At 33.4% G+C, this 16,585-nt stretch carries 19 protein-coding genes and 2 tRNA genes; 5 read left to right on the forward strand and 16 right to left on the reverse strand.

Annotated features, from left to right (window positions below):
* Window positions 1-6 precede the first annotated feature (6 nt).
* From ACHRV0_RS14635 to ACHRV0_RS14655, 5 genes are read left to right on the forward strand one after another with little or no spacing between them, the layout of a single operon-like run.
* Window positions 7-810 (forward strand): hypothetical protein, encoded by an 804-nt coding sequence (locus tag ACHRV0_RS14635; protein WP_395441381.1) that lies wholly within the window; start codon window positions 7-9, stop codon window positions 808-810.
* 29 nt (window positions 811-839) lie between these two features.
* On the forward strand, window positions 840-1,901 hold the full coding sequence (locus ACHRV0_RS14640; protein ID WP_395441382.1) for a hypothetical protein: 1,062 nt from the start codon (window positions 840-842) through the stop codon (window positions 1,899-1,901).
* Between the two features lie 6 nt (window positions 1,902-1,907).
* Window positions 1,908-2,192, forward strand: a complete 285-nt coding sequence (locus ACHRV0_RS14645; RefSeq protein WP_308092442.1) for a hypothetical protein — start codon at window positions 1,908-1,910, stop codon at window positions 2,190-2,192.
* A gap of 15 nt (window positions 2,193-2,207) precedes the next feature.
* Complete coding sequence (locus ACHRV0_RS14650) at window positions 2,208-2,645, forward strand: hypothetical protein (RefSeq protein WP_395441383.1); 438 nt, start codon at window positions 2,208-2,210, stop codon at window positions 2,643-2,645.
* 40 nt (window positions 2,646-2,685) lie between these two features.
* A complete protein-coding gene (locus ACHRV0_RS14655) occupies window positions 2,686-2,976 on the forward strand; it encodes a helix-turn-helix domain-containing protein (protein WP_308092458.1) in 291 nt (96 codons plus the stop codon).
* A gap of 130 nt (window positions 2,977-3,106) precedes the next feature.
* Here ACHRV0_RS14655 and ACHRV0_RS14660 read toward each other — a convergent pair whose 3' ends face one another.
* The 16 genes from ACHRV0_RS14660 to ACHRV0_RS14735 all read right to left on the reverse strand — a co-directional run bounded on the left by ACHRV0_RS14660 (window position 3,107) and on the right by ACHRV0_RS14735 (window position 16,568).
* The gene (locus ACHRV0_RS14660; protein ID WP_395441384.1) at window positions 3,107-4,327 is read right to left on the reverse strand and encodes a phage integrase SAM-like domain-containing protein; all 1,221 of its coding nucleotides are present in this window, start codon (window positions 4,325-4,327) and stop codon (window positions 3,107-3,109) included.
* A gap of 260 nt (window positions 4,328-4,587) precedes the next feature.
* A tRNA-Ser gene (locus tag ACHRV0_RS14665) sits at window positions 4,588-4,675 on the reverse strand.
* A 142-nt stretch (window positions 4,676-4,817) separates the two neighbouring features.
* Window positions 4,818-4,902: transfer RNA gene (locus ACHRV0_RS14670), tRNA-Ser, on the reverse strand.
* Window positions 4,903-5,042: 140 nt separating this feature from the next.
* Window positions 5,043-5,441 (reverse strand): acyl-CoA thioesterase, encoded by a 399-nt coding sequence (locus ACHRV0_RS14675; protein ID WP_089056793.1) that lies wholly within the window; start codon window positions 5,439-5,441, stop codon window positions 5,043-5,045.
* Between the two features lie 3 nt (window positions 5,442-5,444).
* The gene (ribB, locus tag ACHRV0_RS14680) at window positions 5,445-6,575 is read right to left on the reverse strand and encodes a 3,4-dihydroxy-2-butanone-4-phosphate synthase (protein ID WP_164975027.1); all 1,131 of its coding nucleotides are present in this window, start codon (window positions 6,573-6,575) and stop codon (window positions 5,445-5,447) included.
* A 2-nt stretch (window positions 6,576-6,577) separates the two neighbouring features.
* Window positions 6,578-8,038: an LptF/LptG family permease gene (locus tag ACHRV0_RS14685; protein WP_395441385.1), complete on the reverse strand. Its 1,461-nt coding sequence runs from the start codon at window positions 8,036-8,038 to the stop codon at window positions 6,578-6,580.
* Between the two features lie 8 nt (window positions 8,039-8,046).
* The gene (locus ACHRV0_RS14690; protein WP_129024196.1) at window positions 8,047-8,739 is read right to left on the reverse strand and encodes an outer membrane lipoprotein carrier protein LolA; all 693 of its coding nucleotides are present in this window, start codon (window positions 8,737-8,739) and stop codon (window positions 8,047-8,049) included.
* A 7-nt stretch (window positions 8,740-8,746) separates the two neighbouring features.
* Entirely contained in the window at window positions 8,747-11,197 is a 2,451-nt protein-coding gene (locus tag ACHRV0_RS14695; protein WP_395411152.1) for a DNA translocase FtsK, read from the reverse strand.
* Window positions 11,198-11,212: 15 nt separating this feature from the next.
* Window positions 11,213-11,587: a diacylglycerol kinase gene (locus tag ACHRV0_RS14700; protein WP_089054575.1), complete on the reverse strand. Its 375-nt coding sequence runs from the start codon at window positions 11,585-11,587 to the stop codon at window positions 11,213-11,215.
* A gap of 13 nt (window positions 11,588-11,600) precedes the next feature.
* A complete protein-coding gene (gene tpx / locus ACHRV0_RS14705) occupies window positions 11,601-12,098 on the reverse strand; it encodes a thiol peroxidase (protein WP_089054576.1) in 498 nt (165 codons plus the stop codon).
* A gap of 374 nt (window positions 12,099-12,472) precedes the next feature.
* Window positions 12,473-12,730, reverse strand: coding sequence for a DUF6952 family protein (locus tag ACHRV0_RS14710; protein ID WP_089054577.1), 258 nt, complete (start codon window positions 12,728-12,730; stop codon window positions 12,473-12,475).
* A 110-nt stretch (window positions 12,731-12,840) separates the two neighbouring features.
* The gene (locus ACHRV0_RS14715; RefSeq protein ID WP_007805605.1) at window positions 12,841-13,149 is read right to left on the reverse strand and encodes a co-chaperone YbbN; all 309 of its coding nucleotides are present in this window, start codon (window positions 13,147-13,149) and stop codon (window positions 12,841-12,843) included.
* Between the two features lie 222 nt (window positions 13,150-13,371).
* The gene (locus ACHRV0_RS14720) at window positions 13,372-14,010 is read right to left on the reverse strand and encodes a peroxiredoxin (RefSeq protein WP_089054578.1); all 639 of its coding nucleotides are present in this window, start codon (window positions 14,008-14,010) and stop codon (window positions 13,372-13,374) included.
* Window positions 14,011-14,133: 123 nt separating this feature from the next.
* Window positions 14,134-15,747 carry a glycoside hydrolase family 3 protein gene (locus ACHRV0_RS14725; protein WP_395441386.1) on the reverse strand — a complete coding sequence of 538 codons (1,614 nt, stop codon included), beginning with the start codon at window positions 15,745-15,747 and terminating at the stop codon, window positions 14,134-14,136.
* Window positions 15,748-15,749: 2 nt separating this feature from the next.
* Window positions 15,750-16,199 carry a GNAT family N-acetyltransferase gene (locus tag ACHRV0_RS14730; RefSeq protein WP_395441387.1) on the reverse strand — a complete coding sequence of 150 codons (450 nt, stop codon included), beginning with the start codon at window positions 16,197-16,199 and terminating at the stop codon, window positions 15,750-15,752.
* A 27-nt stretch (window positions 16,200-16,226) separates the two neighbouring features.
* Window positions 16,227-16,568, reverse strand: coding sequence for a hypothetical protein (locus tag ACHRV0_RS14735; RefSeq protein WP_395441388.1), 342 nt, complete (start codon window positions 16,566-16,568; stop codon window positions 16,227-16,229).
* Window positions 16,569-16,585: the final 17 nt, after the last annotated feature.

The raw sequence follows: 16,585 nt of genomic DNA on the forward strand, positions 1-16,585 counted from the left end.
GAAATCATGAACGAGAAAAATTTTGAATACTTAAAAGAGCAGGTTAAGTACACCGGGTTCGGTGATGCACTGGAATCTCAATTAAAGGAAAAAATGCAGAAGGAAGAGCCTAATTTTACTTTGGCGCATAATACGCAATATGGTAATGATACCGCTATAGCTACATTGAATTTCAATAAGTCAAAAGAAAGTGATCTGTATTTCTTTAATTCTTATAAAGTGGAATTGCAAAAAGAGAATTCCAAAGAAAATTTGGAGCAAACTTTTTATATCAATAAAGGTAGTAACATAACCATGAAAGAAGCTTACAATCTAATGGAAGGCAGATCGGTCAATAAAGATCTCACCAGTAAAGAGGGCGAAGTTTACAATTCTTGGATTCAAATCGATTTTAAACAAACAGAAACTTCTGGAAACTTTAAATTAAATCATTACCACCAGAACTACGGTTATGATCTGGAAGCGGCACTATCCAAACATTCGATTAAAGAACTGGAAAATCCGAAGTATAAAGAAGACCTGATGAATTCTTTAAAAAAGGGAAACCTGCAATCAGCTACTTTCCTAAAAGAAGGTGCTCAAATTAAACAGTATATCGAAGCCAGCCCTCAATTCAAGACAATCAATGTGTATGACAGTAATTTACAGCGCATTGACAACCGTCAGTCTAAAAAAGAGCAGCAATCCGAAGTCCAGCAGACTTCTGAAAAAAAGGGCGGCAAAAAACAAAACCAAACTGCCGATGATGATGGACCAGAAGTTCCAAAGGAGGCTAAGAAGAAAAGGAAAAGCCAATCGAGTTCCATGTAGTGAAAACTACAGTAAATAAATGATGAATTATGAACGAACAGCTTCCCATCAACAGAGTAGAAATCGAATTAAAACAGTGGCACTCCAGGGAAGAGCGTTTCAGCAAACTGTTTAATTTCAGCCTTTCCAACAACCGATCACTGCTTAAAGAAAAGCTGCATCACTACGAGCGTATTGGAACAAAGTACAGAGGCACTAAAAATATTGAGGAAAGCTTCGCTTTACAGATGCTCAAACAAGAAAAGAGTAAAATATTAAAACAGCTATATCCTAATGTTTTAGTTCGCCTGGTTCGTAAACTTCTCGTTGCGCCACTCATAGACCAAATTGCGGTACGCAAGGATGTAAAAGAAGAAGAAAAGAATAATCAATCGCTGCATGAACAGGTGCAGCGTATTGGTTTTAGAGATTTGTCAGCCCAGATTGATCAGCAAATCAAACAAGGTCACGAGCAATTTACTATTCCAGTTTCCTATTACGTCAACGAAAAGGAGAGACTCGATCATGAGTTATCCTTTTCTAAAGACCAAAGCGGACAGTATCAATTTGAAGGTTATAAAGCTAGTCTGTATAATGAGTTAAAACCTGAAGAAAACAGGAATCAGTACTTCAAAGTTGAACAAGAAAATTCTGTGGACACAAACAGGGCTTATAATTTGTTGGCAGGAAGAGCAGTTCAAAAGGAAAAAACTTGGATACAACTGAATCTTAACGACAAAGATGCCAGTGGCAATCACCGTATCAAAGAATTTCATTCCGGATATGGTTATGACCTTGAGAAAGCTGTACAGCAACTTCCTTTGAAGGAATTATCAAATAAAAGGGAAGCCGATAAATTAAAGGATGCTTTAAAACAAGGAAATCGATATCCTATAACTTTAATTAAAAATGGAAATGAACATCGATTTTATATTGAAGCCAACCCTCAATTTAAATCGGTAAACATTTATGATGAGCACTCAAGAAAAATTACGTTCTCAACGGCATTGGGCAATAAAACAATCGAAACCGTAAAACAAATACAAAAAAACAATGAGAGTCAGCAGGAGAGCCATTCTAAACGGAATGGTATGCGTATAGTTAACAAATGAAAAATAATGAAAACATTACAGCCACTATCTGATTTCTTTGAGGCGATTGAAAAAGACTACCGTATTAGTATCACTCATATTGGTATATATGCTGCATTGCTTCAATTTAGGACGGAAAAGGGTTTTGTTAATCCCATTGAGGTTTACAGGCATGAAATCATGAAAATAGCGAAAATAACTGGACCTGTAACCTATCATAAATGCATGCGTGAACTAAACGAGTACGGCTACATTAGTTATCTGCCGAAAAAAAATAGAAACCAGAGAAGTACGATTTATTTCAATTCTTAAATAGAAAATTATACTATGAAAAAGTTCACTTTTGAAGAACTTCCCGATGCAGTTGTAAAATTGTATGAGAAGATTGAAGCAATAGAAAGTTTTTTAGAAGATAATAAACCTAATCTGAAAAGAAGAGGCATACCTCTGTATCATTTATCCAAAGAGAAATGTAGTACTTATTTCAACAAGAGTGATTTGGCACAACTTTTTTATATTCTTATGGATGAGAAAATTTTCTTCTTTGATGATCACGATCAAAAGTGTAATAGAAGTAAAATTCAGCTTTTTGTAGAAGAAAATTTCACTTATAAAGGAGATTCCGGACTTCAAACGACCATAGACACAATAAGCAAGCAGTTTTCTGAGTCTAAAGGATTTACTTATAAAGACAAGCAGATAAAATTTCTGGAGCGTATTATTGACACCCTTAAAAAACGCAGAGATAAAATAATTGGCTGGTAAACTATATCATTTAAAAAGGTAATACTAAAAATTAACGATTATGTCTAAAGAAGGTAATAAAACAAAAATTTCCTATATAGCAGCAATCAAACAATTGCTGGATCCTCTATATGTAAGACTAGAAAAAATAGACTCTAAGATAAAAGGGAATAATACAAAAGACAGCTTAAGATATTATAGAAATGAAGATCTAAAGAAAATATTTGGACTGTCTAATAATACAATTGTAAAATACCGCCAAACAGGTATCCTACCTTACACTAAATTAGGAGATATTTACTTGTATGAATCAAACAAAATAGAAAAAATACTTAGTGAAAACGAGCCGTAATTATTATTGGTTTTTTACAGTTACAAACGAAACAAAATACTAATTCAATAAAAAGCAAGAGGATTCAATTACAAATCCTTTTGCTTTTTTTGATTAAAAAAATCAGTGAGTATTTACGTTCGCTAATTGTTCAAGTATACTTTTGTTTTAATTTTGACATATCCTCCATAATATTTATATCCAATACTTTAGCATAATGCTGTGTCTGTTTAATGTTAGTATGCCCCATCATAGCAGATACATTCTCTATGCGAACCCCGTTTCCTAAAGTTACCGTTGTTGCAAATGTGTGCCTTGCTACATACCATGTAAGATGTTTATCAATACCACATAAGTCTGCAATTTCTTTAAGATAAGCATTCATTTTTTGATTAGAGATCTGTGGGATCAATCCATTTTGCATGTTCTTGTATTTGTTAATTATAGCCTGGGTAGGAGGAAGGATAGGAACGTTTGCTCGAATTGTTGTTTTAGCTCGATTGGTTATAATCCAAAGATTGCCTTTACCATCCGTTGATATGTTATTTGAGGTAAGATTAGCCGCATCTACAGGCGCATAACCAGTGTAACAGCTAAAGAGGAAAACATCTTTTACCCGTTCCAAACGTTTCATTGAAAATTTCTTACTTTCAATTCGGTCTAATTCTCCCTGCGTAAGAAATATAGCATCGGTTATATGTAGTTTCCCATCATAAACACTAAATGGATCTTTATCTATTACACCCATTCTGACACTGTATTTACAAGCTGTCTTATACATCCGCATATATTTGACTACAGAATTGTTTTGAATGCCTGTTTTGCCTTTAAAACGACTATCGTATTTAAGAAATAATTCAAGATTGTAAACGTAGGCACTGGTCACTTCAAGCAAAGAAATATCTTGTATTCCGTACTGCTTTGTCATAAATGTGATAAGTAAATCTTTTGCACGTTCATATTTCTGGAACGAAGCTTTAGATCGTTCTCCGGCATCGACCTTTCTTTTAAAGAACTCATTATGCCTATTCATAATTTCGATTATGCTTACATAATCTTCTTTTACGACTGTTTCGCCTTTAAATTCATCTTTGAGTAATTGCAAAGAAAAATCCTGATCAATTTTAAAAAGTTCATTGAACTTCTTTTCCATGCCCAGAAGAAAAAGATCCAAGGTATTTTTAATTACCTTTTCTTTTTCAAGTTTAAGAACACTCCTTAAGTTGTCGGTAAACTGCCATCTTTCTTTTAAGATCGATTTGCCCACCGCCATAGTTATGGATTGTTTCTTGTATGAAATGCGGGCGTAAATTGGAGATTCTCCACTTTTGTTGAATTTACCTGCTTTGAGATAAAAAATTACTTTTAACATAACTCACAATTTTAAATTAATAATCAAATTGATTTAAAATCGCCGAAAGTTTGTAGTGTTTTTAAGGAACTCCCGGGGAATTCACTTTTTTTTAGTGACCCTTTTTTCGCTTTTTTTCCGAAAAAAAATAGGGGTCACTCATAGGGTCACCGTGCTTTGATAATATATGTGTTTTTTGACAAGTGACAAAAAACAAAAAAGCCTTTAAATACTAGTATTTAAAGGCTTTTGACTTTTAAAGTTTCTTTTGAAACTTCTACTGGCGGAGAAAGAGGGATTCGAACCCCCGGACCTGTTACAGTCAACAGTTTTCAAGACTGCCGCATTCGACCGCTCTGCCATTTCTCCAGTATGTTGCTCTCGTTTTCTGATTGCGAGTGCAAAGATAAGGTGTTTTTTGAATTGTGAAAATTTTTTTGGAACTATTTCTAAAAAAAAATATACTTAAAAAAAGAAAACCCTTAACAAAGTTAAGGGTTTTGAATTTCTGCGGAGAAAGAGGGATTCGAACCCCCGGACCTGTTACAGTCAACAGTTTTCAAGACTGCCGCATTCGACCGCTCTGCCATTTCTCCAGTATGTCGCTCTCATTGTCTGATTGCGAGTGCAAATATAGTACGCTTTTCCGATTATAAAAACTTTTTTAGCGGTTTTTTTAAGTTATTTTTCAAGTGTCTAATTATCAGTATTTCCGAAAGAGAGGTTTTTGAAAAATTTACTCTAAGTCGTCTAAAATTGGCACTGGTTTTTTGTTTTCATCCACTGCAACAAACGAAAAAGTTCCTGAAACTACCGTTTCGCGAAGTTCTGAATACATTTGCTCCATAAAAATATCAACGTGAATTTTACAGCTTGTTCTTCCAACGCTGACAACATTTGCTACTAATTCAATTAAAGTACCAGCTGGAATCGCTTTTTTAAAATCAATTTGACCAGTTGAAATCGTTACAACTTTCTTTCGGCTGAATCGCGTAGCACAAATAAAAGCAACTTCGTCCATAAGATGAAGTGCTGTACCACCAAACAAAGTGTCGTAATGATTCGTTGTAATTGGAAAAACAGCTTTAAAAATATGAGTTTCTGATTTTGAAATTCTTTCTTCTAATGTTCCCATAAATTAATACGTTACGTATTCAGTAATTTCAAGACCATATCCAATCATTCCAACGCGTTTTGTTTGTTCTGTGTTAGAAACTAATCTGATTTTTGAAATATCAATATCATGGAGTATTTGAGCACCAATTCCATAGTCTTTACTATCAATAATTACTTTCGGAGCTTTCAAAGTTCCTTGTGCTTGTAATACTTTAAGTTCAGAAATTCTGTTTAGTAAATTTACAGCAGTCATATCTTGGTTAATAAAAATAACAGCACCTTTTCCATTTTCATTTATGACTTTAAACATATCGTCTAACTGCTGTTCAGCATTATTAGTTAATGTGCCTAACAAGTCATTATTTACTTGTGAAGAGTGAATTCTTGTTAAGATTGGTTCACCAAGATTCCATGTTCCTTTAGTTAACGCAATATGAATTTGTTTATTTGTTGTTTGCTCGTATGCTCTTAAGCGGAAAGTTCCAAAACGAGTTTCGATATCAAAATCTTCTTTTTTTATGATTAAGCTGTCGTGCTGCATTCTATAGGCAACTAAATCTTCTATTGAAACTAATTTCAAATTGAATTTTTTAGCAACTTTATAAAGTTCGGGTAAGCGAGACATTGTTCCGTCTTCGTTTAAAATTTCACAGATTACACCGGCAGGTTTAAAACCAGCTAGTCTTGCAAAATCAATAGCGGCTTCTGTATGGCCAGTTCTTCTTAAAACACCGCCTTGTTTAGCTATTAAAGGAAAAATGTGGCCAGGACGCGCAAAATCATGAGGTTTTGTATTTGGATCAACTAATGCTTGAACGGTTTTAGATCTATCTGCTGCCGAAATACCTGTTGTTACTCCATTGCCTTTCAGATCAATAGAAACAGTAAAAGCAGTTTCCATATGATCTGTATTGTTTGTAACCATTGCACGTAAATCAAGTTCCTTACAACGGCTTTCTGTAAGAGGTGTACAGATTAATCCGCGTCCGTGAGTAGCCATGAAATTGATCATTTCAGGCGTTACTTTATCAGCAGCAGCCAAAAAATCGCCTTCGTTTTCGCGATCTTCATCATCGACTACAATGATTATTTTACCTTGACGAATATCTTCTATGGCTTCTTCAATAGTATTTAGTTGAATTTTTGTTGACATAATTATTGTTTATTTTGAGCTGGTGAAAACCGCTCAGCAATTTTTTGAAATAGTTGTGAAATAGGAGTAGTTATCGCATCAAAATTAATTAATCCGTTGTCATTTGTAGCACGATAAGTTAGTAATACAGCTAATGGCAGTAATATAAACGAAGACATCCATGATCCCATAAATGGAGACATTCCGCCTTCTTGCGATAATCTTTTTCCAAAAGTATTGATGAAATGAAAAGAAATGAAAATTAAAACTGCAAAAACAATTGGTAATCCAAGTCCTCCTTTTCGAATAATAGCTCCTAATGGGGCACCAATAAAAAACATTAAAAAACAAGCAAAAGCAATTACGAATTTTTCGTACAATGCTGTTAAGTGTTTGTTGATTTCGCGCTGTTTGTCTTTCAGATCTTTTTGAGTCGATTCAATTGAGTAAATGTTACTGGAAACATTACTGCTGGCCATTTTTAAAATGTCAGACTTTTGTTTGTTTGTGTATAAAGACAAAAGGTCGTTTGGTAAAGCTTTTTTCTTTTTAGCCTTGTCTATATTGATTGGAGCTATCGATTTTCTAATTCCAACACGTTGATTGATGTTTTCAGAAAATGAAATAATTTCGTTATCTAGATTTTTGCTTAATGAGTCTAAAGTATACCGCAGTTCGTTTACGTTAAGCATTGCATTTGTTCCGGCAATACTTTCTTTACTGTCATCAACTTTGTTTAATTCGGATAAATCAATGTTGATAATGTGCTTTTTAAAAGCCGCTTTTATAAATGGAAGCTTGGCGCGATCTTCGTATTTTTTTGGAGTAACATCTTGATAGTAATAACCATTGTTTAAAACCAGTTTTAAAATACTAGAATTTTCATTACTGATTAATTCTCCGTCTTTGGCTTTGATAACAGTTTTGTTTTCTCCAATGTTATTCGATTTTTCATGAATAGTAACGCCGGTTAGTATGTTTCCGTTTTCGCCAGATTTTTTATTTACTTTAATATTGTAAGTTCCAACATCGTTAAATTGTCCTTCGGCAATTGCCATGGCAGGTTTTGCCTGAGCGATATTTTTTCGAAAATTAACAAATTTATACTCAGCATAAGGAATAACGTTGTTGGCAAACCAAAAGGCTACAATACTCAAAACGAATATAAAAACAATCAGGACTCTCATGGCTCTTTGAAGCGATATTCCAGATGATTTCATTGCTGCAAATTCATAGTTTTCGGCTAAATTTCCGAAACTCATAATCGAAGCTAATAAAACTGATAAAGGTAAAACCAGCGGAATAATACGCGGCATTGAGAAAAGCAGGAATTTGATAACTAATATGAAGTCAAGATCTTTACCTGCAAGTTCTGCAATAAAAAGCCATACGGTCTGTAATATGAATATAAAAAAAAGGATTACGAATACCGTAGTAAACGTAATCAGAAATGTTTTTAGTAAGTATTTGTCTAAAATTTTCAACCTTGTAATTAATCTAATTTATTGATGTAGTATTTCGGGTATTTACTCGCTACAAAGGTAAATTGATTTTTTGATAAAGGCTGATTGGTTTTAAAAGAATTAACGGTTAAAGTAGTTTTTGTTCCGTTTTTTCCAGTTTCAATTAAGTTGTATATATGTTTTGTTTGAACATCAATGCCTAAAAGAATCTCTTTTCTTTGGTCTTTTGCATTTGTAGGAGCGAGTTTGATGTACTGGATTTTTCTTCCTTTAACATTTTGTACAATATCCATATTGTATTTGTAGCCAGAATTGAAAAAAGTCAACATTTTTGAAGGCGTAATAGCGTTGTCGTCTTTTTCATTTACTTTAGATATGGTAACTTCTTCGTCTTCAGGGTTAATTGTGTATGTTTTTTGTCCGTCGAATATTTTAGTTACGCCCATAAAATTCAATACATATTGATTTCCTTTCATGGTTACATTTCCTTTACTGTCTTGATTAATGTTTTCTTTGGCATTATTCAAAGAATATTTAAAATCGATTACAATATTGTTGTAGCTTTTTATTTTAGAAGTCACTTCGTTCAATAAATCTTTGGCTTTTTTATCCTGAGCTTGAATAGAAGTGAAGCTCAAAAGCAATAAGATCGCCATTTGAAAACACTTTTTAGTCGCGTTAGTGATAGAATTGTTCTTGATTTCCTGAATTTTTGTTCTCATGATTGGATTAATTTTGTTCATTGTTAAAAAATTGATCAAGAGCACTTAGATCAGAGATATTCACACTTCTGGCTTTACTGCCTTCAAAAGGACCAACAATTCCAGCTGCTTCCAGCTGATCGATCAAACGACCGGCTCTGTTGTATCCTAATTTTAATTTTCGCTGCAGTAATGAAGCAGAACCTTGTTGTGCATTGACAATAATCTCTGCAGCTTCTCTAAATAAGGTGTCTCTTTCGGAAATATCCATATCAAGATTAATGCCAGTTTCCTCTCCAACAAACTCTGGAAGTAAATAAGCGGTAGAATATGCTTTTTGTGAACCTATAAAATCAGTTATTTTTTCAACTTCTGGAGTGTCAATAAAGGCGCATTGAACACGAATTACATCGTTTCCATTTGAGTATAATAAATCTCCACGTCCAATTAATTGATCAGCACCTTGCGTATCTAAAATAGTTCTAGAGTCAATTTTTGATGTTACTCTAAAAGCAATTCTCGCAGGGAAATTGGCTTTAATTAAACCAGTAATTACGTTTACAGACGGTCTTTGTGTTGCGATAATTAGGTGAATACCAATGGCACGTGCTAATTGAGCAAGACGAGCAATTGGAATTTCGACTTCTTTTCCTGCAGTCATAATTAAATCGGCGAACTCATCGACAACCAATACAATGTAAGGTAAAAAACGATGTCCAGCTTCTGGATTTAATTTTCTTGATTTGAATTTTTCATTGTATTCTTTGATGTTACGAACCATTGCATCTTTTAATAAAGAATAGCGATTGTCCATTTCAACACAAAGAGAATTTAAAGTATTTACAACTTTTGCATTATCTGTAATAATAGCATCTTCAGTATCTGGAAGTTTGGCTAGATAATGTCTTTCAATTTTATTAAAAAGCGTAAGCTCTACTTTTTTCGGGTCAACCAACACAAATTTTACTTCGGCTGGATGTTTTTTGTATAAAAGTGAGGTTAAAACAGCATTTAATCCAACAGATTTTCCTTGTCCAGTAGCACCTGCCATTAATAAGTGAGGCATTTTGGCTAAATCGACAACAAAAGTTTCGTTCGAAATGGTTTTTCCTAAAGCAATCGGCAGTTCCATTTCAGCTTCTTGAAATTTGGCTGAACCAATTACGCTCTTCATAGAAACCATTGTTGGATTCTTGTTTGGAACTTCGATACCAATAGTTCCTTTACCTGGAATTGGAGCAATAATACGAATTCCTAATGCAGATAATGATAAAGCAATATCGTCTTCTAAACTCTTAATTTTTGAAATTCTAATTCCGGCTTCCGGTACAATTTCATATAAAGTTACAGATGGACCAACAGTTGCTTTAATCTGCGCAATTTCAATTTTGTAGTTACGAAGTGTGTCTACAATCTTATTTTTATTTTCTTCTAATTCTTCTTGATTAATAGTGATTCCGCCAGTCGAATATTCTTTCAATAAATCGATGGTTGGGAATTTATAATTTGATAAATCTAAAGTTGGATCAAATAAACCAAAATCAGCAACTAATCTTGAAGCTAGATTTTCTTCAATAATATCTTCTTCCTCGGCTTTTTCAATGACAAATTCTTCAGTATGAACTGGAGCAGTTACAGTAACTGGATTAATATCCATTTGAACTGGTTTTACAACTGGATTTAAATCAATTTCTGATGAATGTGAAATAGTTGGTTTTAAGGCTTCTTTGTTGATTTCGAATTTAGAATCGTCTGTTTTTAGATGAATATTATCTAATTCAGGATCTTCTTCGATTGCAAATTCTTCCAGATTGTAAGCACTCTCTGGTTGTGATGCAGGTTTTATAGCATTTAATTCAGATTTAAACTCTTTTTTAGTAGAGTCAAAGTAAGATTGAATTTTTTCTGGGGAAAGTTTAATTTTAAAAATTAAATAAACGATCAATCCAAAAAGTAATGTTAATAAAGTTCCAGTTTTGCCAATATAGTCTTGAAGGAAAAGATTTAATTCATAACCAATTGTTCCGCCAAGTTCTGGTGCCGAAGTTGCGAAAAATCCAAATAGAATTGAAATGATTATAACCGCAAATAAATCCCAAAACCAAGTATTTTTTAGTTTTTTGGTAGAAAGTTCTAATGCTAAAAATAAACCGGTTAGAAAAAATAAACGTACAAATATAAAAGAGGCAATTCCGAAACCTTTATAAACAATTAAGTCAGCAAGAAATGCTCCAAATTTCCCGAGCCAGTTTTCTACAACTTCGCCGCGATCTCCAAGCTGGCTGACCGCACTTTGGTCTGCTTGCCATTGTCCGTTAACATAAAAAGAAATAAATGCAACTAATAGTGCAATTGAAAAGAGCACCAAAAGACAGCCCACAACAAATTTTTGCTGTTTGGAAAATTTCCACGACCTAATTGTCTCTGTTTTTGATTCGTTTTTTTTGTCTGCAGTTTCCTTTTTGGTTGTTTTTGCCATTCTTGCTTTCCTTGCCTATGTAAATTTTGGAATATAAATAATTAAGCCTATTGCTATTGCAGTCATTGCGGCAAAAAACACCGCTCCAGCAGCAATATCTTTAATAAAACCGATTCGTTTGCTGTAATCAGGATGAATAAAATCGGCAATTTTTTCAACAGCCGTATTCAATCCTTCAACACTTAAAACTAAACCAATGGCTAAGGTTTGACAAAGCCATTCGGTTTGTGAAATATGAAAATAGAAACCAGCAATAGTCATTATAATTCCCAATGAGAATTGAACCATAATGCTGTGTTCTGTTTTTATAAGTTTTACAGCTCCGTTAAAAGCATATGTCATACTTTTTAATCGGCCGGTAACAAAGGTATTATCTTTTTGAAACTCCATTTATAGGAAAATATTATAGTGCAGCAAGAGCTGCTTCGTAATTTGGTTCATCTGCAATTTCTGCAACTTGCTCTGTATGTGTAATTGTACCGTCAGCATCTACAACAATAATTGCTCTTGAATGTAAACCAGCCAAAGGTCCGTCAACGATTTCTAAACCGTTTGCTTTACCAAAACTTCCTTCTTTAAAATCAGATAAATTAACTACATTTTCTAAACCTTCTGCACCGCAAAAACGTTTTTGAGCGAAAGGTAAATCTCTAGAAATACATAAAACTTTTGTGTTTTCTAAATCGCTTGCACTTTGATTAAATTTTCTAACAGATGCTGCGCAAGTTCCTGTGTCAACACTTGGAAAAATGTTTAAAACTAATTTCTTGCCAGCGAAATCACTTAATGAAGCAACTGATAAATCGTTTTGAACTAATTTGAAGTCAGCAAGTTTAGAACCAACTGCTGGTAACTCTCCTGATGTATGAACTGGATTACCTCCTAATGTTATTGAAGCCATGATTTTTGTTTAAAATTAATGAGGTTCAAAAGTAAGGATTAATATTTGAATGTAAAAGTATTTGTTTTGGGTTTAAGGAGAGATTAAGGTTGATTTTTGGATAGCCGCGAATTCACGAATTTGTCTCATAATTTTAGGTTTATTACGCTTGTCAGGCTGAGCGGAGTCGAAGCCCGCGTAAGTAGCTCCACAATTTAAATTGCTCATCTTTTTCGATTTGCTTTGTGTAGGTTTCGACTCCGCTCAGCCTGACAAAGGTTTTGCGAAAACTGTGACTGAACACTAAATACTGTAAACTAAAAAAAAGCGTCTCTTATTCAGAAACGCTTTCTCGGTCATGTTTTTTTGTTTTTTCTCTGAAAAAGAGGTCGATATTATTTATCAATCGAGCCCAAAACGCGTTTCATGAATGCGTTTAAAGCTTCTTTTTTATCAGTTCCCTGCGAAACCATTTTGTGCACTTCAAGAGCGCCATACATATTTGAAATCAATTCGCCAATTACATCTAATTCTTCATCTTTTAAAGAAGGAATTTCGGTCATAGCTTCTAGAACTTCGATAGTTTCAATGATATAATCCTGATCGTTTTCTTCGATAAATTGCGTTAAGTGCTTTATTACTGGTAATTTCATAATTTAGACTTCTTAGATTTTTAGACATTCTTAGACTTCTTAGACCTTTTTTAAATTGTAGACAACATTTAAGAAGTCTAAAAATCTAAGCCAGTCTAATTAATCTAAATTTAAGCAATAGCGTTTACAAGATCGATTAAAACTTCTTGTTTGTTGGTTTGAGTTTCTCCAACTAATTGTCCGTTTACAAAAGTTGCAAATGTTGGCAAGTTACTAACGTTAGCAAGCTTTCTTGATTCAGGAGAATTTTCTGCATCAACCAAAACAAAAGTGATAGCTTCATTTTCTGTGGCTAATTTTTTGAATTTTGGTTTCATAATACGGCAGTTTCCACACCATGATGCTGAATATTGTACTACTACTTTTTCGTTTTTAGCAACTAAATCTGCTAACGTATCTTCGTTTAAGTCGATTAACATAAGTTTTATTTTTAAGACACTAAGTTGCTAAGGTTCTAAGATGCTAAGTTTGCTCTTGAACCGAATAACTTTGTGTGGATTTATTTGATTTTTTTTAAGTCATTGAGATTCTAAGATCTAAGTGTGATCTTAGAATCTCTTGACTTTTATTGTAGAATGTATCTAAGATTCAAAAGTTAAGTTAAAAAACTTAGTATCTTAGAACCTTAGTGTCTAAGCAGCTTAATTAGCGCTTAAGTATTCAGCAGTACTTAGTCTGTCAGCAGACATTGCTTCTTTACCAGCTTCCCAGTTTGCAGGACAAACTTCTCCTTTAGTTTGGATGTGAGTATAAGCGTCAACCATTCTTAAGTATTCGTTTACGTTACGTCCTAATGGCATATCGTTTACACTTTCGTGGAAGATTTTTCCAGTTTCGTCAATTAAGTAAGTAGCTCTGTAAGTTACGTTTGAACCTTCGATGATAACTGAATCAGTATCTTCGCTGTAGCTTGTAGATTCGATATCAAGAATACCTAAAATGTTAGCTAAGTTACGGTTTGTATCAGCTAAGATTGGGTAAGTAACACCTTCGATTCCACCATTGTTTTTTGGAGTATTTAACCAAGCAAAGTGAACTTCGTTAGTGTCGCAAGAAGCACCAATTACGATAGTATTTCTTTTTTCGAATTCTGGTAATGCAGCTTGAAAGGCGTGTAATTCAGTTGGACATACAAAAGTAAAATCTTTTGGGTACCAAAATAAAAGTACTTTTTTATTGTTGTTTACTGCTTCTTCAAAAATGTTGATTTTTAAATTGTCACCCATTTCTGAGATAGCATCTACTGCAATACTTGGGAATTTTTTTCCTACTAAAGACATAATATTCGTTTTACGTTAAAAATTTATTTGATGCAAAAGTAGGGCATAACTACAGGTTCTTACAATAAGATGTGATTATAAATATTTATAAGTTGATAAGTTTTGATTATGTTTATCTGTAAATTATTGAATATCAATATTTACAGGAAGAGTCCCGCTGGTAATAAAATTTTCTAAAAATTGAATTCCTGCTGTTTTTTGAAATTCTTCAAAATCTTGATACGTTTGAAATAATCCTGAAGCCTTTTTAAGATCCGGAATTATTGGTAAAACGTATGGGTTTCCAAAAACATAAACAATACATTTTTTGGTTTGAAGTAAATCAGAAAGCAATTGTAGAACTTCATTGTCGATTTCGAAATTATTCATCGGTTTTGCTTTTGGTACAAATAATGAAATGATAATGGTTTCGAAATTTTCTAATTGATTTTTAATCGTTGAGATATCTGAAACCTCCAGATTTTCAAAAGCAAATTCTGGTGAAGGTAATTTTGTATTTAAAGTTTTGAAGAAGCTGTTTTCGATATTTTTATATAAACTTAGTTTTGCAAGTTTATTGTTTTTTTGAGCTTCAAAAGCTATTTCTGTACTTGAATTATCAATAAGTTTTGTAAGCACATTTTGAGCAATCTGCAAATTTAATTCTGATGTTCTTTCAAAATCTAATTCGCCTGAAACAACAGTGTTTCCAGATAAAATTCCAGCTTTTTCTTTAGCTTTCATAATTCTATTAAAACTTTCTTCGATACGTTCTGGTGAGGCATTTTTTAAGATTTCTTCGATTCCTTCGGGAACATTTTCTGCAAAACATAAAACATCGTTTCCAGCGTTAAATGCTTCCCATTCTAAATGTCCTTTGGTTTCATATAGTTTGGAAACGCTGTGCATATTTAGAGCGTCAGAAATAACCAAACCATCATAACCTAGTTTATCACGCAAAAGATCTTGAATAACAGCTTTTGATAAAGTTGCCGATGTGTCTTTTCCGTCATTCAAACTCGGAACAGCCAAATGACCTATCATAATCGAATCGACATTATTTTCGATTCCTTTGATGAAAGGATACAATTCGTTTTCCATTAATTCCTCAAGAGTTTCCTTTAAAACGGGCAAACCTAAATGCGAATCAACATTCGTATTTCCGTGTCCAGGAAAATGTTTCAGACAGCCAAGAACACCAACTTCTGACATTCCGTTTAAATATTCAATCGAGAAATCGGCTACTTTTTCTTTGTTTTCACCAAAAGAACGATATCCAATAACCGGATTATTTGGGTTATTATTAATGTCTGCCAAAGGCGATAAATTATACTGAATTCCTGCGGCTTTTAAATCTAATCCAATTTGTTTTCCAACTTCGTAAACTAACTTAGATTTGTTTGCTGGCAAAGCACCAAGTGTAATGGCGTACGGATATTGTGGTGTTTTTTCGATACGCATTGCTAATCCCCATTCAGCATCAATACTGATTAAGAGAGGAGTAGACGCCGCTTTTTGATAACGAGCAATCAGCACTTTAATTTTCTCGTAGCTGTCATCGTTAAAAACAACTTTCTTCTTGCTTTCGTAGTTCGTTGCTGCACTTGCACGACTATGAAAAAAAGTTAGTCCGCCAATATTATGTTCTTTTATAAGGCGTTCTGTTTCCTGAATATTTTCTTCGGTATCGTTGATGAAAACGGCAGGGAAAAAGAACTGTCCAATTTTTTGTTTTAATGCTTCGGTTGTGATTTTCATTTTTATAAAGTCTTTTTCATACATACACTATTATCGACCTTTTCGTAAGGCGGATAATTTGGAATGATGGTATAGTTTAATTTCTGATATAGATTTATGGCTTCTGGCTGGTTTTTGCCTGTTTCCAGAATAGTGTGTTTGTATTTTACTTCGGCTGCCCAGATTTCTAATTCGGCCAGTATTTTTGAGGCTATTCCTTTTTTTCGATAGTCAGGATGAACATACATTCGTTTTATTTCGACCGTATCTGATTCTTTTTCTCTAAAAGCACCGCATCCAACAGCTTTATCATTTTCATAAAAAACGATTACGTGTTTTATTTTATCGGTTTTATTAAACTGATTGTAAAAAGCATGATCATCGCCGTCTCTAATGGCCAAATCCTGATCTAATAAAACAACTAGATTTTTAAAATCGATATCGTCAGAATTTGTTCGTTTTATGGTAATCATGATTTCTGAAATAGTGTAAAATCGCTTTTATTTTAGTTTTGCTTTCTTTTGTTTTGTCAATTGTTTTTTGGTTTCAATTGCTTTTTCCAGTCGGTTTTTAAAACGGAAAAGTTTTGGCAAACCTTCAGTTCTGTCTTCGATTGTAATCGCTTCATATACAATAATCGCTTTTTCTAAAACCCGAATTTCATTGTCTAGATCGAGCTGATTTTTGTAAATAACGGCAAGTCGATCATAAGAATGATTTCCTTTAAAACCTTCTTTTATATTTTCTTCGTATAACGCAATTGCTTTTTCAATTTCTCCAGCTTTTTCAAATTCAATTGCTTTCAGGTTTCTTTCGGCCTGTTTAGTTTCATTGATTTCCATGGGCGTTATAAGGTATA

The organism is Flavobacterium sp. FlaQc-30, from assembly GCF_044005885.1.
In the GTDB taxonomy this organism is placed as follows: Bacteria; Bacteroidota; Bacteroidia; order Flavobacteriales; family Flavobacteriaceae; genus Flavobacterium.

Coding starts and splice junctions, on each gene's coding strand:
- ACHRV0_RS14655 (WP_308092458.1), top strand. CDS start 2,686: ATGTCTAAAGAAGGTAATAAAACAAAAATTTCCTATATAGCAGCAATC.
- ACHRV0_RS14660 (WP_395441384.1), bottom strand. CDS start 4,327: ATGTTAAAAGTAATTTTTTATCTCAAAGCAGGTAAATTCAACAAAAGT.
- ACHRV0_RS14730 (WP_395441387.1), bottom strand. CDS start 16,199: ATGATTACCATAAAACGAACAAATTCTGACGATATCGATTTTAAAAAT.
- tpx (WP_089054576.1), bottom strand. CDS start 12,098: ATGGCTTCAATAACATTAGGAGGTAATCCAGTTCATACATCAGGAGAG.
- ACHRV0_RS14710 (WP_089054577.1), bottom strand. CDS start 12,730: ATGAAATTACCAGTAATAAAGCACTTAACGCAATTTATCGAAGAAAAC.
- ribB (WP_164975027.1), bottom strand. CDS start 6,575: ATGTCAACAAAAATTCAACTAAATACTATTGAAGAAGCCATAGAAGAT.
- ACHRV0_RS14645 (WP_308092442.1), top strand. CDS start 1,908: ATGAAAACATTACAGCCACTATCTGATTTCTTTGAGGCGATTGAAAAA.
- ACHRV0_RS14715 (WP_007805605.1), bottom strand. CDS start 13,149: ATGTTAATCGACTTAAACGAAGATACGTTAGCAGATTTAGTTGCTAAA.
- ACHRV0_RS14675 (WP_089056793.1), bottom strand. CDS start 5,441: ATGGGAACATTAGAAGAAAGAATTTCAAAATCAGAAACTCATATTTTT.
- ACHRV0_RS14725 (WP_395441386.1), bottom strand. CDS start 15,747: ATGAAAATCACAACCGAAGCATTAAAACAAAAAATTGGACAGTTCTTT.
- ACHRV0_RS14690 (WP_129024196.1), bottom strand. CDS start 8,739: ATGAGAACAAAAATTCAGGAAATCAAGAACAATTCTATCACTAACGCG.
- ACHRV0_RS14635 (WP_395441381.1), top strand. CDS start 7: ATGAACGAGAAAAATTTTGAATACTTAAAAGAGCAGGTTAAGTACACC.
- ACHRV0_RS14700 (WP_089054575.1), bottom strand. CDS start 11,587: ATGGAGTTTCAAAAAGATAATACCTTTGTTACCGGCCGATTAAAAAGT.
- ACHRV0_RS14720 (WP_089054578.1), bottom strand. CDS start 14,010: ATGTCTTTAGTAGGAAAAAAATTCCCAAGTATTGCAGTAGATGCTATC.
- ACHRV0_RS14735 (WP_395441388.1), bottom strand. CDS start 16,568: ATGGAAATCAATGAAACTAAACAGGCCGAAAGAAACCTGAAAGCAATT.
- ACHRV0_RS14650 (WP_395441383.1), top strand. CDS start 2,208: ATGAAAAAGTTCACTTTTGAAGAACTTCCCGATGCAGTTGTAAAATTG.
- ACHRV0_RS14640 (WP_395441382.1), top strand. CDS start 840: ATGAACGAACAGCTTCCCATCAACAGAGTAGAAATCGAATTAAAACAG.
- ACHRV0_RS14695 (WP_395411152.1), bottom strand. CDS start 11,197: ATGGCAAAAACAACCAAAAAGGAAACTGCAGACAAAAAAAACGAATCA.